The 18,748-nt window shown below is 64.7% G+C and carries 14 protein-coding genes; 8 read left to right on the top strand and 6 right to left on the bottom strand.

What is annotated here, in order from left to right:
- Window positions 1-168 precede the first annotated feature (168 nt).
- The 8 genes from phnY (at window position 169) to EN869_RS16840 (ending at window position 9,225) form a co-directional block, all read left to right on the top strand.
- Entirely contained in the window at window positions 169-1,623 is a 1,455-nt protein-coding gene (gene phnY, locus EN869_RS16875) for a phosphonoacetaldehyde dehydrogenase (RefSeq protein WP_127229328.1), read from the top strand.
- Between the two features lie 5 nt (window positions 1,624-1,628).
- A complete protein-coding gene (locus EN869_RS16870) occupies window positions 1,629-2,747 on the top strand; it encodes a TIGR03364 family FAD-dependent oxidoreductase (RefSeq protein ID WP_127229327.1) in 1,119 nt (372 codons plus the stop codon).
- Window positions 2,744-4,090 (top strand): aspartate aminotransferase family protein, encoded by a 1,347-nt coding sequence (locus EN869_RS16865; RefSeq protein ID WP_127229326.1) that lies wholly within the window; start codon window positions 2,744-2,746, stop codon window positions 4,088-4,090. Before EN869_RS16870 ends, EN869_RS16865 begins: the two co-directional genes overlap by 4 nt.
- 3 nt (window positions 4,091-4,093) lie before the next feature.
- Entirely contained in the window at window positions 4,094-5,104 is a 1,011-nt protein-coding gene (locus tag EN869_RS16860; RefSeq protein ID WP_127229325.1) for a C-terminal binding protein, read from the top strand.
- Between the two features lie 256 nt (window positions 5,105-5,360).
- Window positions 5,361-6,392, top strand: a complete 1,032-nt coding sequence (locus EN869_RS16855; protein WP_127229324.1) for a 2-aminoethylphosphonate ABC transporter substrate-binding protein — start codon at window positions 5,361-5,363, stop codon at window positions 6,390-6,392.
- A 31-nt stretch (window positions 6,393-6,423) separates the two neighbouring features.
- Window positions 6,424-7,572 carry an ATP-binding cassette domain-containing protein gene (locus tag EN869_RS16850; RefSeq protein ID WP_127229323.1) on the top strand — a complete coding sequence of 383 codons (1,149 nt, stop codon included), beginning with the start codon at window positions 6,424-6,426 and terminating at the stop codon, window positions 7,570-7,572.
- Window positions 7,565-8,425 (top strand): 2-aminoethylphosphonate ABC transporter permease subunit, encoded by an 861-nt coding sequence (locus EN869_RS16845; protein WP_127229322.1) that lies wholly within the window; start codon window positions 7,565-7,567, stop codon window positions 8,423-8,425. Before EN869_RS16850 ends, EN869_RS16845 begins: the two co-directional genes overlap by 8 nt.
- A gap of 2 nt (window positions 8,426-8,427) precedes the next feature.
- Complete coding sequence (locus tag EN869_RS16840; RefSeq protein WP_127229321.1) at window positions 8,428-9,225, top strand: ABC transporter permease subunit; 798 nt, start codon at window positions 8,428-8,430, stop codon at window positions 9,223-9,225.
- Window positions 9,226-9,229: 4 nt separating this feature from the next.
- Here EN869_RS16840 and EN869_RS16835 read toward each other — a convergent pair whose 3' ends face one another.
- From EN869_RS16835 to EN869_RS16810, 6 genes are all read right to left on the bottom strand, one after another.
- On the bottom strand, window positions 9,230-10,627 hold the full coding sequence (locus EN869_RS16835) for a hypothetical protein (RefSeq protein WP_127229320.1): 1,398 nt from the start codon (window positions 10,625-10,627) through the stop codon (window positions 9,230-9,232).
- On the bottom strand, window positions 10,624-13,398 hold the full coding sequence (locus tag EN869_RS16830) for a peroxidase family protein (protein WP_127229319.1): 2,775 nt from the start codon (window positions 13,396-13,398) through the stop codon (window positions 10,624-10,626). The genes EN869_RS16835 and EN869_RS16830 overlap by 4 nt, the downstream gene beginning before the upstream one ends.
- A gap of 173 nt (window positions 13,399-13,571) precedes the next feature.
- The gene (locus tag EN869_RS16825; protein ID WP_127229318.1) at window positions 13,572-15,281 is read right to left on the bottom strand and encodes a thiamine pyrophosphate-binding protein; all 1,710 of its coding nucleotides are present in this window, start codon (window positions 15,279-15,281) and stop codon (window positions 13,572-13,574) included.
- A 288-nt stretch (window positions 15,282-15,569) separates the two neighbouring features.
- Entirely contained in the window at window positions 15,570-16,064 is a 495-nt protein-coding gene (locus EN869_RS16820; protein ID WP_127229317.1) for a peptide deformylase, read from the bottom strand.
- Between the two features lie 58 nt (window positions 16,065-16,122).
- Entirely contained in the window at window positions 16,123-17,328 is a 1,206-nt protein-coding gene (locus tag EN869_RS16815; RefSeq protein WP_127229316.1) for an ROK family transcriptional regulator, read from the bottom strand.
- A gap of 161 nt (window positions 17,329-17,489) precedes the next feature.
- Entirely contained in the window at window positions 17,490-18,743 is a 1,254-nt protein-coding gene (locus EN869_RS16810) for an FAD-dependent oxidoreductase (protein WP_127229315.1), read from the bottom strand.
- Between the last annotated feature and the right edge of the window lie 5 nt (window positions 18,744-18,748).

Here is an 18,748-nt window from a genome sequence, read left to right as displayed (position 1 = left end):
GGCGCCCAGACTGCTCCACCGTGCCTTGGCTTGAAGTGCAGCGCTTTTGGATTGGAGCAGTAGGGCGCTGACCTGATTTCCTCTCCCCCGTCGATCGGGGGAGAGGTGGCCCCCAGGGCCGGAGTGGGGGTCGGCCCCGCGACGCATGCAAGACTGGAACCAAACCCCATGACCCAACTCGATCCCGCCATCAAAGTCCGCCACGAGCCGATGCGCATTGCCGGCGAGAAGGTCGACGCCGAGCACAGGCTGGAAGTGCGTTTCCCCTGGAACGATACCGTCATCGGCACCGTGCCGGCGGGCCGGGCTGAGCATGCCAAGCGCGCCTTCGAGATCGCCGCCGCCTACCAGCCGAAGCTGACGCGCTACGAGCGGCAGAAGATCCTGCTCAGGACCGCCGAGCTGCTCAATGCGCGCAAGGACGAGCTGTCGGATCTCATCACGCTGGAGCTCGGCATCTCCAAGCAGGATTCGCTCTACGAAGTCGGCCGCGCCTTCGACGTTTTTACGCTCAGCGGTCAGCTGGCCATCCAGGACGACGGGCAGATCTTTTCCTGCGATCTCACCCCGCATGGCAAGCAGCGCAAAATCTTCACCATCCGCGAGCCGCTTAGCGCGATCTCGGCGATCACGCCCTTCAACCATCCGCTCAATATGGTCTCGCATAAAGTCGCGCCGGCGATCGCCACCAACAATTGCGTGGTGGTCAAGCCGACGGAACTGACACCGATCACCGCGCTGATGCTGGCCGACATCCTCTACGAGGCTGGGCTGCCGCCGGAGATGTTCTCGGTGGTCACCGGATGGCCGGCCGATATCGGCGACGAGATGATCACCAATCCCAACATCGATCTCATCACCTTCACCGGCGGCGTGCCGGTCGGCAAGATGATCGCGTCGAAGGCCGGCTACAAACGCCAGGTGCTGGAGCTCGGCGGCAACGATCCGCTGATCGTGCTCAACGATCTGTCGGACGAGGACCTTGCGAAGGCCGCCGATCTCGCCGTGGCGGGTGCCACCAAGAATTCCGGCCAGCGCTGCACGGCAGTCAAGCGCATCCTGGTGCAGGAGAAGGTCGCAGACCGCTTCGTGTCGATGGTGCTGGAACGGGCCAAGGCCATCAAATTCGGCGATCCGCGCGACCCGGCAACGCAGCTCGGCACCGTGGTGCATGAAAAGGCGGCAGCGCTGTTCGAGAAGCGCGTTTGCATGGCGGCCGAGCAGGGCGCCGAGGTGCTCTACGATCCCGGCCGCAAGGGGGCGCTGCTGCCGCCGATCGTCGTCGACCGCGTGCCGCACCAGTCTGAGCTGGTGATGGAGGAGACCTTCGGGCCGATCGTGCCGATCGTGCGCGCGCCTGACGATGACGAGGCGCTGATTAAGCTGTCGAACTCGACGGCTTTCGGCCTGTCGTCGGGCGTCTGCACCAACGATTTCCGCCGCATGCAGAAATACATCACCGGCCTGAAGGTCGGCACCGTCAACGTTTGGGAAGTGCCGGGATACCGCATCGAGATGAGCCCCTTCGGCGGTATCAAGGATTCCGGCAACGGCTACAAGGAAGGCGTCATCGAGGCGATGAAGAGCTACACCAACGTCAAGACCTTCTCCCTGCCTTGGTAACTGCCGTGAAAGACAGTTTCGACCTTGCCGTCGTCGGCTCCGGCATAATCGGGCTGGCTCATGCCTTGGCAGCGGCGCGACGCGGGTTGCGCGTCGTCGTCATCGACCGCGACCAGAAAGCCAACGGCGCTTCGATGCGCAATTTCGGCCTCGTCGTTGTCACCGGGCAGGAGCCGGGGCCGTCGCGCCGCCTGGCGGAACGCAGCCGCGAAATCTGGCTTGAGCTGGCGCAGGAGGCGCGGCTGGATATCCTGCATCGCGGCAAGCTGATCGCGGCGCAGCGGCCGGAAGCACTTGCCTTGCTCGAGACCTTCAAGGCTGGCGAGCATGGCACCGAGTGCAGGCTGCTGACGGCGCGGGAAGCAGCCGCGCAGCAACCCGGCCTCGATGAGACGGCGATCATCGGTGGCCTCTACAGCCTGTTCGAATTGCGTGTGGAATCGCGCGAGGTGCTGCCGCGGCTGGCGTTGTTCCTGGCGCAGAAGCATGGCGTGGTCTTCCGCACCGGCATCTCGGCTACCGAGATCGCGCCGCCTTTCGTCGAAACCAGCGCGGGGCGTGTTCATGCTCAAAAGGTCGTCGTCTGTCCCGGCGACGATTTCTCTTCGCTTTATCCGAAGCTGATCGCGAAGCACGGCGTGCAGCGCTGCAAGCTGCAGATGCTGCGGCTGGCCGACCCCGGTTTCAAGCTTCAGTCGGCGCTGATGTCCGATCTCAGCCTCCTGCGCTACATCGGCTTCGCCGCTCTGCCCGAGGCCGGTGCGCTGCGGGAGAAATTGAGCGAGGAGCGCGGGGCGGCGCTGGCCAATGGCGTTCACCTGATCGTCGTGCAGAGCGCCGACGGTTCGCTCGTCGTCGGCGATTCCCACCATTACGGGCTGTCGCTCGATCCATTCGGATCGGAGGCCGTCGACCAGATGATCCTCGATGAGTTCAGGACATTGTTCGGAAAGGTGCCGGACGTTCTGGCGCGTTGGACCGGCAGCTACGCCTCGGCGAAGAATGCGGTCATGCGCGATGCGCCGCATGACGACGTGCGGCTGGTGATCGTCACCAGCGGCACCGGCGCCAGCACCGGCTTCGGGCTCGGCGAAGAGACCATAACGGAGTTGTTCGGCCAATGACGCTCGTCCATACCGAAGGCGAATCCAACAAGGCGGCGGCACGACAGGAATGGAGCGTCAAGCAGAGCCATGCGCCGTCGCAGGAACTTCTGCGGCGCGACGCCGATGCCTTCCTCCACCAGAGCCTGTCCAGCCCCTGCGTCTCGGCCATCGCCAAGGCGGAAGGCATCTGGATCGAGGACACCGCCGGACGCCGTTACATGGATTTCCACGGCAACAGCGTCCACCATATCGGCTACGGCCATCCGCGCCTCAAGGAAGCCATCGCCAGGCAGATGGACGAACTGCCGTTCGCGCCGCGCCGTTTCACCTGCGAGCCGGCGGTGGAATTGGCCGAGACGCTGGGCGCGCTGGCGCCGGGCGACCTTGGCAAGGTGCTGTTCACGACCGGCGGCTCCGACGCGATCGAGGTGTCGCTGAAATTGGCGCGCGCGGCGACCGGCCGGTTCAAGACGCTGTCCTTCTGGGACGCGTTCCACGGCGCCGGTTTCGGCGCATCCAGCGTCGGCGGCGAGGCGACGTTCCGTTCCGGCATTGCCGGGCCGCTTTTGCCCGGCACCGAGCATGTCGCGCCTTGGGCGCCGCACAATTGTCCGTACGGCACCAACTCGCTGGAGGAGTCGGCCCGCGCCTGCGCCAGCATGATCTCATATGTGCTGGGCCGCGAGGGCGACTTCGCCGCTTTCATCGCCGAGCCGATGCGCGCGACGCCGCTGGTGCCGGCGCCCGGCTTCTGGAAAGCGGTGCGCGAGGCCTGTAACCGGCATGGCACGTTGTTGATCTTCGACGAGATTCCGACCGGCCTCGGCAAGACCGGAAAATTCTTCGCCTCGGAACATGACGGCGTGACGCCCGACATCCTCGTGCTCGGCAAATCGCTCGGCGGCGGCATCCTGCCGATCGCCTCGGTGATCGCCCGGCGCGACCTCGACGTCGCCGGCGACTATGCGATCGGTCACTATACGCATGAGAAGAACCCGGTCACCGCGCGCGCCGCGCTCACCACCATCGCCATCATTCGCGAGGAAGGCCTCGTCGAACGCTCGGCCGAACTCGGCGCTTATGCGCTCGCCCGCATGAACGACCTTATGCAGCGCTCGCCTTTCGTCGGCGACGTCCGGGGCAGGGGGCTGATGTTTGGCGTCGAGATGGTCGAGGACAAGGCCAGCCGCGCGCCGGCGTGCGCGCTTGCCGAGAACATCTATTACCGCTGCCTCGACGAAGGGCTGAGCTTCAAGATCAGCCAGGGCAATGTGCTGACGCTGTCGCCGCCGCTGGTGATTGCGCGCGCTGATCTCGACCGCGCGCTCGATATCGTCGAAGCCGCCGTGTTGGCGGCCTGAGCGATGAAAGCTGTCCGCACCGACAGGGAGCTCGAATGCCCTGGCATCGATGCGGGCCTGAAGGCGCGCGGCGTCGAACTATTGACGCTGCCGGACGGCATCCCGGAAGCCGAACTGATGGCGGCGGTTGCCGACGCCGACCTTATCCTGATGTGCTACACGCCGATCACCGCGCGGGTCATCGAGGCGGCGCAACACCTCAAGGGCATCGTCAAATACGGCGTCGGCATCGATGCCATCGACATAAAGGCGGCGATGCGGCGCGGCATTCCAGTCGTCAATGTTCCCGAATATGCCGAAGAGACGGTTGCCGAGGGCGCCTTCGCGCTGACGATCGGGCTGGTGAAACGGCTGCCGGCGATCACCGCGGCGGTTGCGCGCGACGGCTGGGTCTGGCCGGAGCAGCGCTGGCTCGGCCGCGACATTTCAGGCTCGACGCTCGGCCTGGTCGGCTGCGGCAAGATCGGCCGAAGCATGGCGCGCATGGCGGGGCAGGGATTCCGGGCGCGGGTGCTCGGCTTCGATCCCGGCGTCGACGCGGCGACGATGCACGCCGCCGGGATCGAGAAGGTCGACGATCTGCACGGCATGCTGCGGGTCTGCGACTTCGTCTCGATCCACTGCGTTCTGAACGATGAGACGCGCGGCCTGATCGGCAAAGAAGAACTCGCTTGCATGAAGCCTTCGGCCGTCCTCGTCAACGTGTCGCGCGGCGCGCTGATCGATGAGGCCGCACTCGTTGAAGCGATCCTTGCCGGGCGCATCGCGGGCGCTGGGCTCGACGTCTATTCGCTGGAGCCGCTGGCGAGGTCCGGCCATCCGATGAGCGCGCTTTTCGATCGCGACAATGTGATCCTGTTTCCGCATCTGACCTTCTTCACGCATGAGGCGATGCGACGGCTCGAGGATGACACTTTGGCCCGCTGTTTCGAGGTGCTCGACGGTCGGCCGGTGATCATCCGCTCGCACGATCCGCGCTTGCGGGCGCAGACGTCCGGCGTCGAATTTCGCTGAAAAATCCGCTGTTTCCGAAGGGAAATGAAATCGGGGGCGCCGGCAAAATCGCGCCCGCAGCGGGCATGCGACAGTTCCATGACAAGTATCAGATGAATTTTGCTTGTCATAAAATAAATAGATTTTACTTATCGATTGGCGACCCCCAAAGTTGGCACAACGACGACACGCACCAGCGCCAAGCCGCTCGTAGCGGATCAGTCAGCGCGACCAAGAGCGCGTCGCAGGATGTGCCTTCCATCACAGGGGAACTGACATGAAATCGCGAAATCTTGCCATAGCTATAACCTTCGCCTCGGCGCTGCTCGGCTCTTCGGCGCTCGTCGCGCCGGCCTTCGCCGACGGCGTCGTCACCATCTATTCGGCCGATGGCCTGCATGACGGCAATGGCAGCTGGTACGAGACCGAATTCGCCGCCTTCACCAAGGCCACCGGCATCACCGTGCAGTATATCGAGGGTGGTTCGGGCGGTGTCGTCGAGCGCGTCGCCAAGGAGAAGTCGAACCCGCAGGCCGATGTCCTCGTAACCCTGCCGCCCTTCATCCAGCGCGCCGCCGCCGACGGCCTGCTGCAGGATTTCAAGCCGCAAGGATCCGACCAGATCGACGGCGGCACCGACAAGTACCGGCCGCTGGTCAACAACTACATGAACTTCATCTACAACAGCTCGGTGCTGTCGGAAGCGCCGAAGAGCTATGACGACCTGCTCGATCCGAAGTTCAAGGGCAAGATCCAGTATTCGACGCCCGGCCAGGCCGGCGACGGTACCGCCGTGATGTTGCAGATTATCCACGCCTTCGGCGGCGAGGAGGCGGGCTTCGGCTTCATGAAGAAGCTGCAGGACAACAATGTCGGCCCGTCCGCCTCCACCGGCAAGCTGACGGCGCTGGTCAACAAGGGCGAGCTGCATGTCGCCAATGGCGACCTGCAGATGAACATGTCGCAAATGGCCGACAACCCCAATATCAAGGTGTTCTGGCCCGCCGGCCCGGACGGCAGCCGCTCGACCTTCGCGCTGCCCTACGAGATCGGCCTGGTCACCGGCGCGCCCAATGGCGACAACGGCAAGAAGCTGATCGAATTCCTGCTCTCCAAGGAAGCGCAGTCGACGGTGAGCTCTGTCGCGCTCGGCCTGCCGGCCCGCAAGGATGTCAAGCCGGACGACGCCAATTTCGGCAAGTTGCAGGACGCCATGAAGGGCGTGACCATCTGGGCGCCGAACTGGGACGACGCGCTGACCAAGCTGCCCGACTACGTCAAGAAGTGGAACGAAGCGACCGGAAGTTGATCTCCTGGTGACCCAATCCGGAGGACCAGCCATGTCGGTGCCCGCATTCACGGGAAGCAATGTCATGGACGTCGACGCCGCGAAAATTCGCGGCGCCGGCTCCAATGTCCACTTCGACAAGGTGAGCGTCGCCTATGGCGCCCATGTCGTCTTACATCCGCTGACGCTCGACATCGCGCCGGGCGAGATCCTGGCGATGATCGGACCTTCCGGCTCCGGCAAGACGACGGCACTCAGGGCCGTCGCCGGTTTTGTCAGGCCGGCAAGCGGACGCATCCGCATCGGCGCCACCGACGTCACCGATCTTCCGCCCTATGAGCGGGGGCTTGGCATGGTGGTGCAGAACTACGCGCTGTTTCCGCATATGCGGGTCGAGGACAACGTCGCCTTTGGCCTGCGGGCCCAAGGCGCCGACAAGGCGCTGATCGGCGAGCGCGTGAAAGACTCGCTTGCCACCGTCGGCATGTCCGGTTTCTCCAAACGTTACCCGCGCGAGCTGTCCGGCGGCCAGCAGCAGCGCGTTGCGATCGCCCGCGCTTTGGCGGTCAGGCCGCGCGTGCTTCTGCTCGACGAGCCGCTATCGGCGCTCGACGCCCAGATCCGGCGCAACATGGTCGAGGAGATCGCCAAGCTGCATCGCGACCTGCCGGGCCTGACGATCCTCTATGTCACGCACGACCAGACCGAAGCGCTGACGCTCGCCGACAAGATCGCCATCATGCGCGACGGCAGGGTGTCCTCGCACGGACCGACGGCCGAGCTCTACCGCCGGCCGCCGAACCGCTTCACGGCTGAGTTCCTCGGCCGTGCCAATCTTTTGCCGGTCACCGTTGCCGAAGGCGCCGCCGGACCGAAGGGGCTGGCCACCGCAAAGCTCGGCGATGCCGTGCTCGCCGGCGTCGCGCGCGGTGAAAAGCCGGGGGACAAGACCTTGCTCTGCATCCGGCCGCAGCACCTCAGCCTCACCGGCGACGAGGAGCACACCAACAGGATCGTCGGCACGCTGAGGGAAGTGCATTGGCAGGGCGAGCTCACGCATCTGGTGCTCGACGTCGACGGCACGCCGGTGCGCGTCTCGGCGACCAGGCTGCCGGTCAGCCTGCCGGAGCGCGGCTCGGCCATGCCGCTGTTCTTCACGCCCGGCGATACCTCGCTCGTTCCAGAAGACGTCCGTGGCTGAGGCGGCCGTCCTTCCCGCCTCGCCGGCACTGAGAAGAGTGCCAGGCCGGTTCTGGATCGTGCCGCCGGCGGCGCTGCTGGCGCTGCTGTTCTTCTACCCGCTGGTGCTGATCGTCCAGCAGGCCTTTCTCGACGACAGCGGCATGGCCAATGTCGCCGAATTCGCGCGGGTGCTGCATGCGCGCTTCTTCCTCAACGCGCTCCTCAACACCATCACCATTTCGGTCGCGGCGACCGCCGGATGCCTGATCGTCGGGCTCGTGCTCGGCCTGATCCTCGCCTTCGTGCCGTTTCCCGGCAGCGGCGTCATTGCCCGATTGATCGACACTTTCATCGCTTTGCCGACCTTCCTGGTGACGCTTGCCTTCACCTTCCTCTACGGTTCGGCTGGCATGCTCAATGCCGGGCTGATGGAAGTGTTCTCGCTGCGGGCGCCGCCGGTCGATTTTCTCTACTCGACCTGGGGCGTGGTGCTGGCCGAGGTCACCGTCTACTCGCCCTTCGTGCTGCGTCCGCTGCTTGCGGCCTTTTCGCTGGTCGATCGCGGCCAGATCGAAGCGGCGAGCGTGCTCGGCGCGCGACCGTTCAGGATCGTGCGCCAGGTCATTCTGCCGGCGGCTGTGCCTGCGCTGATCGCCGGCGGGAGTCTCTGCCTGCTGCTGACCGTCAACGAGTTTGGCATCGTGCTGTTCATCGGCGCCAAGGGCGTCATCACGTTGCCGCTGCTGATCTACAGCAAGGCCATCCAGGAATCGGCCTATCAGGTCGCCTGCATCATCGCGGTCATCAACATCGCGCTGTCGCTGGGGCTGTTCGGCCTCTACCGCTTCGCCGCCGGCCGTATGGGGATGTAGCCATGCTGGTCTGGTCGCGTCCCGGTCGAATGCTGATTTGGGCAGTCTTCGCACTGCTGTTCGGCGTGTTGTTTCTCGCTCCGCTCGCCGTCATCCTGCTCTCCAGTCTGGCCGAGCAATGGAACGGCGTGCTGCCGAGCGGGCTCACGATCGAGCATTACAGCAATGTCGTGCGCGGCGCGGCGTGGAACGCGGTCAACGCCAGCCTCATCACCGGCTTCCTGGCCAGCGCGCTGGCGCTGGTCAGCGGCACCTGGGCAGCGCTTGCGCTGCGCGTGCAGGACGCGACGCTGGCGCGGGTGCTCGGCGTGCTGTTCTTCATTCCGAGTGCGGTGCCTTCGGTGTCCGTCGGCCTTGGCCTGCTGGTGGCCTTCAGCCATCCGCCGCTGCTCCTCAACGGCACGATCGCCATCGTCATGGTTGCGCATTTCGTGCTGATCTCGGCTTTCACCTTCGGCAATGTCTCGGCCGGGCTGGCGCGGCTTTCGCCCGATTTCGAACAGGTGGCGTCGAGCCTCGGCGCGCGTCCGGCCTACCGGCTATGGCACGTCACGCTGCCGCTGCTCGCGCCTTATCTGGTCGCCGCCTTCGGCCTAAGCTTCGCATTGTCGATGGGCGAGCTTGGCGCGACGGTGATGGTCTATCCGCCGGGCTGGGTGACACTGCCGGTCTCGATCTTCAGCCTCACCGATCGCGGCGATGTTTTTGCCGGCGCTGCGCTGACAATGGTGCTGGTCGCAGTGACGCTTGTCCTGTTGCTCGGGCTCGAACGCGTCGCCGGCCGTCAGACGAGATCATAGAGCGTCAGTGCCAGTCGCGCGCGTGGTTGACATGCGCGTCGGTCAGGCCGTTGCGGAAGAAGCGCTGGTAATAGCCGACATCGACATGGTGCACCTGCAGCCAGATGCCCGGCACGTGGATCGCGTCGCAATGCGCCGGGAAGCGGCGGTGAGTCTTGTAGATGTAGGTACAGATGTCGCGCACGCAGTCGATCACGTCCTGCGTGTAGACGGCGGCTTCGCTGAGATAGCGATGGCCGTAGTCACCCTTGTAGATTTCGGCGAACAGTTTTTCGTCGGTGAACAGCCCGTTCTTGCCGAACTTCGCCTCGACCACCTCGGCGACGGCGTCGGCCATCGTATCGTAGTAGGGCGGCGACATGCCCTTGATCAGGTGCTCGCCCTTGAAGCGCAGGCCGATCGGATTGCTGCGCAGGTTCGAGTATTTCGGCAGCGGTATCTGCCAGCGCAAAATGTCCATCGGCCGCCAGCGCGGCACCTCCACATCGAAGCCGAGCAGGGGGCCGTAGATCTTCGAGAATTTCGGATCGCCGACGAGCACCGGCGGGCTGATCGAGCCGTGGATCCAGGCGCCGAGCCCCATGGCATCGGCAACAAGGAAGATGTTTTGCAAGAGCAAGTCCGCCTCGATCTGCGTGCGTAGCGAGCCGATGGCGCCGAGCGGGATCTTCAAGTCCTTGTTGAGGAAGCCGTTCTTCACCCAGCGCTTGACGCCGGCCGAGCGATAGAAATTGCGGTCGTCGACGATGTTGGGACGCGCGCCGTCCGGCTGCGTCAAAAGATACATCATGCCGTTGATGTATTGGCGCGAGAGGTCGACGACGGGCAGCAGGATGGTGGTGCCCGCTAGGTTCGACAGGAAGCGGTTGGAATCGAGATAGGCGGGAAAGTCGCGCTTGCCTTCTGGGACATCGAGCCGCTTGTCCAGGATCTTCACTTTGGCCTCACGCGCGCGCTCGACCAGCCGCTCCGGGGTGAACGCCGTGTTGCCGTCTGCGGGCGGCGGCAACTTGCGCAGGAAATAGGTGCCTGAGTCGTTGATCAGGAAGAAATGCGTGCCTTGCGCATTGTCGGGGCTGCCGGCGGTGCGGCCGGCCATGGTGAGGTTCGGCTTGGCCATGATCGGCTTTTTTGTCGCCGGGTCCTCGAAAGGCCGGTCCGGCATGGTCAGGCCGGTGCAGCCGGTCATGGCGATCAGCACCGCTTCCTCCAGCTCCGACAGCGGCTCGCGCGGCTCCTCCGAGACGTAGCTCATGCTGCCGGCCAGCACTGAGCTGCCCTGGCTGACCCGATGCGTGCGGCGGCGGAAGATCGTCTCGACGAGCGGCCGCTTCAGAAGTTGATCGAGCCCCGATGCGATGCTGCCGTTGGCGGCCGAGGTTTGCTTGAGCGGCGCGGTCATGGCTTTGCTCCCGCCATCGCCGGGTTGGTCGATGCCGGCACGATCGGCCGCCACGGCGCGAAGGCGCTCTGTGTCCTCGGCAGCACCGAGGCCAGATCCGGACAATGGCGCAGGATGAGGCTGGTCATGCCGTTGTTGGCGATCCAGTCGATGCCGAAGGGGGAATAGATCTCAGGCCGATAGTCGACCGTGAGGAAGCGGTCGCTCTGCAGGCGCCGCGACGCCATCAGAATGAAGATACGGAAGGCTGTGTCGCTGAAGCCGAAGCCCGCCGGCGCCGGCTCGGAGAGCAGGCCGACGACCGTATCGATCTTGTCGACATCGCCGTAAAGTTCCTTGAGCAACCGCGCATCTTCGGGACTGGCAGTGACCTCCTCGAAACTCCTGATGCGCGGCCGGTGCAGGCCGGCGCGGAAATCATTGTAGCGCGGCACGCCGCGGCGCCTGGTGCGCACGATGTCGACGACCGAGAGGTCGATGATCTCATTGTCGCGCTGCAGCTTGAGCAGCGATTTCGGGAAGTTGTGCAGGGCGATGGCGCCCGGATGGGCGATGCCGAAGGAATAGAGCGTGTTGCGCAGGCCGAAATTGCGCATGATGTCGTCGGCGCCGGCACCCTGGATGTCGAGGAAACCCTTTTCCGCGATCTTCTCTCCGGACCTGTGGTGATAGAAGTAATAGTCATCCGGCAAGAGCGGATGCATGCGGTAGACGGTGGTGAAATCCTCGGTCAGCGAGTAGGGCGCGGCGTGATGGTCGGGCGTCGTCTTCGGGATGCCGACGGAGGCATGCTCGTCGAGCAGCCACAGGCCGAATTTCGTCACCCAGTCATTGGCCGGCGGACCGTTCCAGTTGCTCGATAGGCCGACCTGGATGGCACGTGTGGCGAGGATCGCCGGCGTCCATTCGACCGTGTGGATCTTGGCGATCAGCGCCGAGACGATGAGCCGCGCCGTCTGGTAGATGCGCTCGTCGTCCCAATTGCGGTAGCGCAGCCTGAGCTCGTCGCAGAGCAGATTGTGCTCGCGCGCGAACAGCGTGTGCATGGCGCTGAGGCCCAGCCACCAGCTCTCGTTGAAGCCGGTCACCTCGAAGCCGTGGATGTCGATCGGCAGATGGTTGTCGACAAGCCTGATCTTGGCGCCTTCGCGCAGCATGTTGGCCTTGGTGCTGTTCGGACCGTAGACTTCCGATCCGTCCCACCAGTGCGAGGCGGCATTGCTGAAATAGATCGGGGGCTGGCCGGGGCCACGGTCGAGCACCTGGTTGCCGGCAATGCGCATGACATCTTCCGGCTTGCCATCGACGGCGTTGGTCCACTTCATGCCCGAAGGTAGCGGCACGATGACGTCGTCCTTGCCGAGCGGATTGCGCGCATGGTTCACCCAGTCATGCACCTGGAACTGGATCCAGGCGGCGGCGAGGATGTTGAGCGAGCGGGCAGGAATAAAGGTGTTGCGATGCAGCAGCATCTGCGCCACCTCGACGGCGTTCGGCGTGTCGAACAGGTCGGGCTTGTAGGACGGCGTCAGATTGCGGCCGAAAGTGGCGCCGACCGCGCCCATCTTCGGCACCGACAGGTCGTTGTAGCTGCCGTCGTAAGTGCGCGTCTGGCGCACTTCCTCGGCGATGGGCGCCTGCGGCTCGGGCCGCGCCTGCGGCGGCTGCTCGACGACTTCCGTGTTGATCAGGTTCTGTTGCCGCAGCACGTAGCGGAAAGCGTCGAGATTGAGCAGGCTGAGCCGCAGCGGCAGCTTGTGCCATTCGATGCGGCGGTTGATCACCATGAAAGCCTGGCGCGCAATTCCGCTCAGCAGGCGGTTGCGCAGCGGCGCTTCGGTGCGCCAGCGGTAGGCGAGGCGGTGGGCGGCGCTTGCGTCGTAGACGACCTTGCGTGCCCGATTGAGATTGCCCAGCGGACGGAACTCATCCGTCGTGTTCCACGGGTTGAAGGCGAGCTCGTCGATCACCCTGGTGTTGGTGAAGGCCTCGGAGGTGCCGGCGGACGGCTGGGTGATGGTGAGCTCCGCCACCTTGACGGGCGGCGAGACGGTTTCCTTCCATTCGACGGCGGTGTCCTCGATCGGCGTCGAGCGCTCATCGACGAAGGTCTGGAGGCATAGCTCGAAGCGGACATCGCCAGCCGCCAGCCGCGCCGCGAACTCGTTCGCCAGATAGCTCGCATCCGTCGTCGACGGATCGGGCGCAGGTGCCGCGCTCGGCACCGGCCGCACTAGGTAGCGCACGGCAAGCGTTTCGCCCCAGCGGATGGCGCCGCGGCTCCAGAACGTCTCCAGCGCTACGCTGCGCACCTTGCGCTTGCGCCCCGTGGAGACGTTCTTCAGCATGCGGATTACCTCGCCGGGGCCGAAGCCCAAGGCAAGGCCGATGAGGCCGACGATCTTGGCGATGGTGCCGCCGGCGGTCGCCTTGGCGAAAGCGACGAACTGTCTTGCGTCGCGGGCGTGCGAGACAGGAAAATTGGTTGCGAGCAGATCGTGCTGCTCCTTGTCCGAGACCTTGACGCGCAGGGCGATGCCGCGCAGGTCGGGCTTGTAATCGGCCTGGCCCGAACCATTCGCATTGGAGAAGCGCACGATCGCCGGATAGGATTTTCCCGGCTGGGCGAAGCCGGCACGGAGTTCGGCGGGAAGATCGTCGTTGAAGCGCAGCACCGCGTCGATCGAGGCGAAGATCGGCTTGGCGTGGAAGGCGCGCTGGATGCCGGCCGCCTTGGCGCGCTGCTTCGTCTTCAGCTGGACATGCATCATGTCCTGCGCCAGCTTCTCGAACAGCAGGCGCTCCTGCTCGTCCGAGCTTGCGGGATCTCGCGCCAGTTCGTCATTGCCTGCTTGCCAGGTTGCGTCAACACGATGAGCCTCCCTGCTTTTTGTTTCACGCAATTCCGGGCGGAAAACCGCCCAGCACTTTTCCTGGAATTGCTTCAGTCGGGGCGAATGCGCTTTTCGATCATCTCCCCGACGCCCTTGAGAAGACCCCCGGGCGAGGGGCTGTAATGCGGCAACGCCAGCCTGGTGATGTGGGCGTCGATGACGGCCGGCTTGCCGAGCGCCATCGCGTCGTCGAGCGCGGCTTCGAATTCTTCCAGCGTCTCGACGCGGTAGCCCTTCGCGCCGCAGGCCTGGGCGAAGCCGACATAGTCGGGGTTGTCGAAATCGACCAGGCCGTATTCCTGGTAGGATTGCAGCTGGTAGAGCTTGATCAGCTGAAACTCGTTGTTGTTGAAGACGATCCAGATCACCGGGATGTCGTACTGGACCGCGGTGAGCAGCTCGAAGCCGGAGAGCAGGTAGCAGCCGTCACCGCAGCCGACGATCACCGGGCGTTCGGGATGGGCGAGCTTGACGCCGAGCGCGCCGTTGACGCTGCCCGCCATCGGCCCGAAATCGCCGGGCTTGCGGAAGTTCTGGCCGGGCGCGATCTGCAGGTAATAGCCGAGCCAGGCGAGATGCGCGCCGGCGTCGGCAAGCACGATCGCATTGTCCGGCAAGCGTTTCGACAGCGATTGCGCCATCTGTCCGGGGTGGATCTTGCCGGTCAGATGCAGGATGTGCTCGTCGCTGTAATCGGTCGCCTCGCGGTCCGCCGGCAGGCTCGGCTCGAGCATGTCCGACATCTTCGCAAGCAGCGCGCCGACCGCGAGCTTGGCGTCGCCGATGATGGCGCCATCGGCCTTGTAGACCTTGTCGATCTCATTGATGTCGATGTTGATGTGGATCAGCTTGCGGTTTTCGAAGAGGTCGTCGCGAAAACCGAAGGTCGCGTGCTGGGCGAAGGAATTGCCGACGGCCAGGACAAGGTCGGCGTCAAGGAACGCCTTCCAGGCCGCGCTATGGCCACTGTCGCAGAAGACGCCCACGCATAGGGGGTGACGTTCGGCGACGATGCCCTTGCCGTCGAGCGTCGTGGCGAAGGGAATCTGGTAACGCTCGAGGAGCTGCTTCAGCTCGTGGCCGGCGCCGCTCTTGACCGCGCCGAAGCCGATCAGTGCGATAACCTTCTTGCCCTTCTCCAGAGCCTCGACAAGCATCTCGGCGACGTCCCGCACTCTTGCAGGGTCCGGCAGCACCGGTTTCACCTGAAGGTCGATCGGGCGGAAATTGTCGACCGACACATCGTGTTCGGTGAGGTCCTCCGGCACGTGGATGTGGACGGGACCGGGCCTGCCTTCGAAGGCGATGTTGACGGCCTCTTCAAGCACGTCGCAGGTTTTGGCGGCATCGGTGAGCAGGAAGGATTTCTTCGTCGTCGCGGCGAACATCTTTTGCGAGTCCGGCGTGCGGCTTACGCCCGAGGTTTCATTGAGCGCGCCCTTGCCGGTCCATTTGCGTGAGGCGAAGCCGGAGACCGCCAGCACCGGATAGGAGTCCGACATGGCGACCGCGAGGCCCGAGAACAGGTTGAAGGCACCGGGACCGGCGGTGGCGAAGCAGACGCCGAGCTGGCCGGAAAACATGGCGTAGCCGCAGGCCATGAAGGACGCCGCCTGCTCATGCCTGGTGATCACCGGCCGGATCGACTTGGAGTGTTTCAGCGCCAGCATCAGTCCGGCGGCATTTTCGCCCGCGCCACCGAATGCGGCGCCGACGCCAATGCCTTCCAGGCCCTTCACGATCGCCTCGTAGACCCGCATCGGAAATGCCCCCGGAGCCCTTGCGGCCGGCAACGGGAACAGCTCCGATGTCGATGCAGCGGCAAAGGCGACAAGTATTCGCAAATGAAATCAATACAGCGGGATTTTGTGCTGTCCGGGCGAGCGTGACTGTGAAGCAGCTAACACTCGCGGCAAGTTGAAGCTGGCGTCTTCTCAGAAGAGCCAAGTAGTTCCTCTGCCGGAGATTGTGGGCTCCCGACATGCGCCGAACCACGGCTCACGCTCGCGGGATTGATGCCGTCTGCGCTCCGCCTGAGCCTCGCCAGTCTACCGTGTCAGTTTGCCGTAGCGTTTGATCAGGCGATCGCGCTTCAGGCGCGACAGCCTATGTATCCAGAAGACGCCGTCGAGCTGATCGATCTCGTGCTGATGGCACACCGCCAGCAGACCTTCGGCGTCCTCGAAATGCTCCTTGCCCTCGAGATCCTGATAGCGAATCCGTACGCGGGCGTGCCGCTCGATCTCTTCCGTGACGCCAGGCATCGAAACACTGCCTTCGGTGTGACGCATCATTTGGGACGAGGCCTCGACAATCGAGGGATTTGCATAGACCGAAGGGTTGGTGGCGGGAGGCACCTGGATCACGACCAGGCGTTTCAGAATGCCGATATGCGGGCCGGTTATGCCGATCCCGGGCGCGGCGTGCATTGTGTCGATAAGATCGCCGGCCAGATCGCGCAGATCGCTGTCGAACAGCTTCACGGGATCCGCGACGGCACGCAGGAGCGGATCGGGGAATTTTACGATCGGCCGAACCGGCATATCTCTCTTTCACGCAATTCCGGACGGAAAACCGCCTCGCACTTTTCCTGGAATTGCTTTAGCCCACAGGCTTCTGCAGCACGTCGAATTGCGGGTTGGTCTCCGAAAAGATCGGTAGGGCCGCGGCACCGAGCACGGACGTGTCCTTGCCGGCGGCGCCCACCACAACGCGCGGCGTCGCGCGGGCGCTGGTCGAGCTGACCGAAAGATGCAGCGGCTCCAGCCGGGCGGCGAGAGCCTCGATCACCGGCAGCGGCATGAAGCCGCCGAGCACGACGGTTTCGGGGTCGAGCGCCATCTCCACGACGTCGATCGCCTGGCGCAGCGGCTCGACCGCTTCGGCGAGCCATGCCTCGAAACGCCTGTCGCGCTTGGCCAGCAATTCCTCCAGCAGGCCGGGCGAGGCGTGGTCGGGATCCGGCAGATCGAGCCTGTCATAGGCCGCGCGTAGCGAGATGTAGCGCTCCAGGCAGCCGCGCTTGCCGCAGTCGCAGGGCAGGCCGCCCGGCTTGACGATGATGTGGCCGATCTCGCCGGCATTGTGCCGGCTGCCCTTGTAGAGATGGCCGTCGAGGAAGAGGCCGGCGCCCAGGCCGGTTCCGATGAACAGATAGACGAAGTTGTCGAGCTTGCGGGCGACACCATAGAGCCGCTCGCCTATTGCGGCTGCGGTGGCGTCGTTCTCGACGATCACGGCGATGCCGGTCAGCCGTTCCAGTTCTTCGGCAACGGGAAAGTCATGCCAGCCGGGGAGCGCAGTCGGGCCGACCGACGTCATGCCCTCGACGCCGAAAGGGCCGGGCATCGCCATGCCGATGCCGAGCAGCTTCGTGCGGTCGAGGCGGGAGGTGGCGATCAGGTCGTCCGCGATCACGGCAAGCAGCGGCATCGCCTCGGCGGGGGTCGGGCGGTCGACATTTCGCTCGATACGGGCGCGCATCGTGCCGGAAAGGTCGGTGACGACGCCGACGGCAAGCTGATGGTCGAGCTGCAGGCCGATCGAGTAGCCGCCATCAGGGTTGATGGAGTAGGGGACGGCCGGCTGGCCGCGCGCGCCTTTCAGCGTCGCTTCCGGGCGCAGCAGCCCGGCTTCTTCCAATTCCTCGACGATATTGGAGATGGTCTGCGACGACAGCGCCGTCAGCCTGGCGATTGCCGCTCGCGACAGCGGGCCGTTGGTGCGGATCGTCTCGATCACCACACGCCGGTTATGCGATTTCGCCTGCTCGAGATTTGTACCGGAGATGGTTTTCTTGAGGATCATGAGGTACTTACCAGTCACGCCAAGTGTATAATGCCCCTTTTGAAAATCAAGTTGATTTAATTATATTGATGCCGCCAGACGGCCAAAGGCTTTGAGCTACCCCGAATGAGGTCTCGCGGCTTCGCCGCGTGAGAAAAATGTCAGTCGCTTGGCGCGCTGGCTCAGCCGAAACGCGCAGGAGCAAAATCGGCGGCCGATTGCACGTCCTGGCCAGCGATGAAGCGGGCGACCCAGCGGGCCGTCGCCGGGGCGAGCGTCAATCCCAGATGGCCGTGGCCGAAGGCGTAGATCACATTCGGTGACTTTGCCGAAGGCCCGATCACGGGTCGCGAGTCCGGCAGCGACGGCCGGAAGCCCAGCCATTGCGAGGAGGGCTGGCCGAGATCGGGAAAGAACTGCCGCACGCCGCGATCGAGCAGCGCCAGCCGGCGCGGGTTGGGCGGCGCCTTGAGGCCGCCCAACTCGACGGTGCCGGCAACCCGCAGCCGGCCGTCCATCGGCGTCATGTAGAAACCGAGATCGACAGGACAGACCGGGCGGTTGAGCAAAGGTGCCGCGGTCTGAAATTCCAGATGGTAGCCGCGCTCGGTGTCGAGCGGGATCCGATCGCCGGCCTGGGCCGCGAGGGGCCGGGACCGCGCGCCCGCCGCGATCACCACTTTTTGCGCCGTGACGGCGAGGCCCGGGCCGCTCAGCCGCACGTCGCCGGCAGCCGTTGCGAGGCCGGTCACGCTCGCGCGCACGAATTGGGCACTCCTGGCGGTGGCGGCTGCCGCAAGCCGCGCCATCACTGCCCTGGGATCGCTGACGTTGATCGAATCCGGGAAATAAAGGCCCCGAGTCTCGAACGCCGCAAGCCGTGGCTCCAGCGCGGCCACCTGTTCGGAACTCAGCACCTGCTGGTGGACGCCAAGCTCGGCTCGCAAGGCCCGCCCGACCGCGGAGGCGGCGAAATCGGCTGCGCGGCGATAGACATAAAGGCAGCCATTGCGGCGCATCAGGTCCTGAAGACCGGCCTCCTGCACCATCTCGCCCCAGGCCGGCAGGGCTTCGGCAAGTAGACCTGCAAGCGCCAGCGCATTGGCGCGGGTGGTCTTCGGCAGCGACTGCCGGACGAAGCGGATGAGCCATGGCGCGAGCTGGAAAAGTGCTGCCCAACGCAGCGAGAACGGGCTGTCTGGATCGAGCAGCAGCGTCGGCAGCGCACGCAGCACGCCGGGATTGCCGACCGGCATGCAGGCATATTCGGCGATCGTGCCGGCATTGCCGAACGAAGCACCCGAGCCCGGCTCATTCGGGTCTATGAGCAAGACCTCGCGGCCCTCGCCGGCAAGCCGTAAGGCCGTGGCCAGGCCGATGACACCGGCGCCGATGATGGCGATCTCGACCGATTTCGGCGCGACTGTTGAGGTCATGTCTG

It is taken from the genome of Mesorhizobium sp. M2D.F.Ca.ET.226.01.1.1 (assembly GCF_004022705.2).
GTDB lineage: Bacteria > Pseudomonadota > Alphaproteobacteria > Rhizobiales > Rhizobiaceae > Mesorhizobium.
The sequence above is the reverse complement of the archived record's forward strand: the minus strand, read 5'-3'. Positions and strand labels throughout refer to the sequence as shown.

Excerpts from the sequence above, each read along its gene's own strand:
- EN869_RS16820 (WP_127229317.1), bottom strand. The coding sequence starts at position 16,064 with ATGCCGGTTCGGCCGATCGTAAAATTCCCCGATCCGCTCCTGCGTGCC.
- EN869_RS16830 (WP_127229319.1), bottom strand. The coding sequence starts at position 13,398 with ATGATGCATGTCCAGCTGAAGACGAAGCAGCGCGCCAAGGCGGCCGGC.
- EN869_RS16815 (WP_127229316.1), bottom strand. The coding sequence starts at position 17,328 with ATGATCCTCAAGAAAACCATCTCCGGTACAAATCTCGAGCAGGCGAAA.
- EN869_RS16855 (WP_127229324.1), top strand. The coding sequence starts at position 5,361 with ATGAAATCGCGAAATCTTGCCATAGCTATAACCTTCGCCTCGGCGCTG.
- EN869_RS16835 (WP_127229320.1), bottom strand. The coding sequence starts at position 10,627 with ATGACCGCGCCGCTCAAGCAAACCTCGGCCGCCAACGGCAGCATCGCA.
- EN869_RS16865 (WP_127229326.1), top strand. The coding sequence starts at position 2,744 with ATGACGCTCGTCCATACCGAAGGCGAATCCAACAAGGCGGCGGCACGA.
- phnY (WP_127229328.1), top strand. The coding sequence starts at position 169 with ATGACCCAACTCGATCCCGCCATCAAAGTCCGCCACGAGCCGATGCGC.
- EN869_RS16810 (WP_127229315.1), bottom strand. The coding sequence starts at position 18,743 with ATGACCTCAACAGTCGCGCCGAAATCGGTCGAGATCGCCATCATCGGC.
- EN869_RS16825 (WP_127229318.1), bottom strand. The coding sequence starts at position 15,281 with ATGCGGGTCTACGAGGCGATCGTGAAGGGCCTGGAAGGCATTGGCGTC.
- EN869_RS16860 (WP_127229325.1), top strand. The coding sequence starts at position 4,094 with ATGAAAGCTGTCCGCACCGACAGGGAGCTCGAATGCCCTGGCATCGAT.
- EN869_RS16840 (WP_127229321.1), top strand. The coding sequence starts at position 8,428 with ATGCTGGTCTGGTCGCGTCCCGGTCGAATGCTGATTTGGGCAGTCTTC.
- EN869_RS16850 (WP_127229323.1), top strand. The coding sequence starts at position 6,424 with ATGTCGGTGCCCGCATTCACGGGAAGCAATGTCATGGACGTCGACGCC.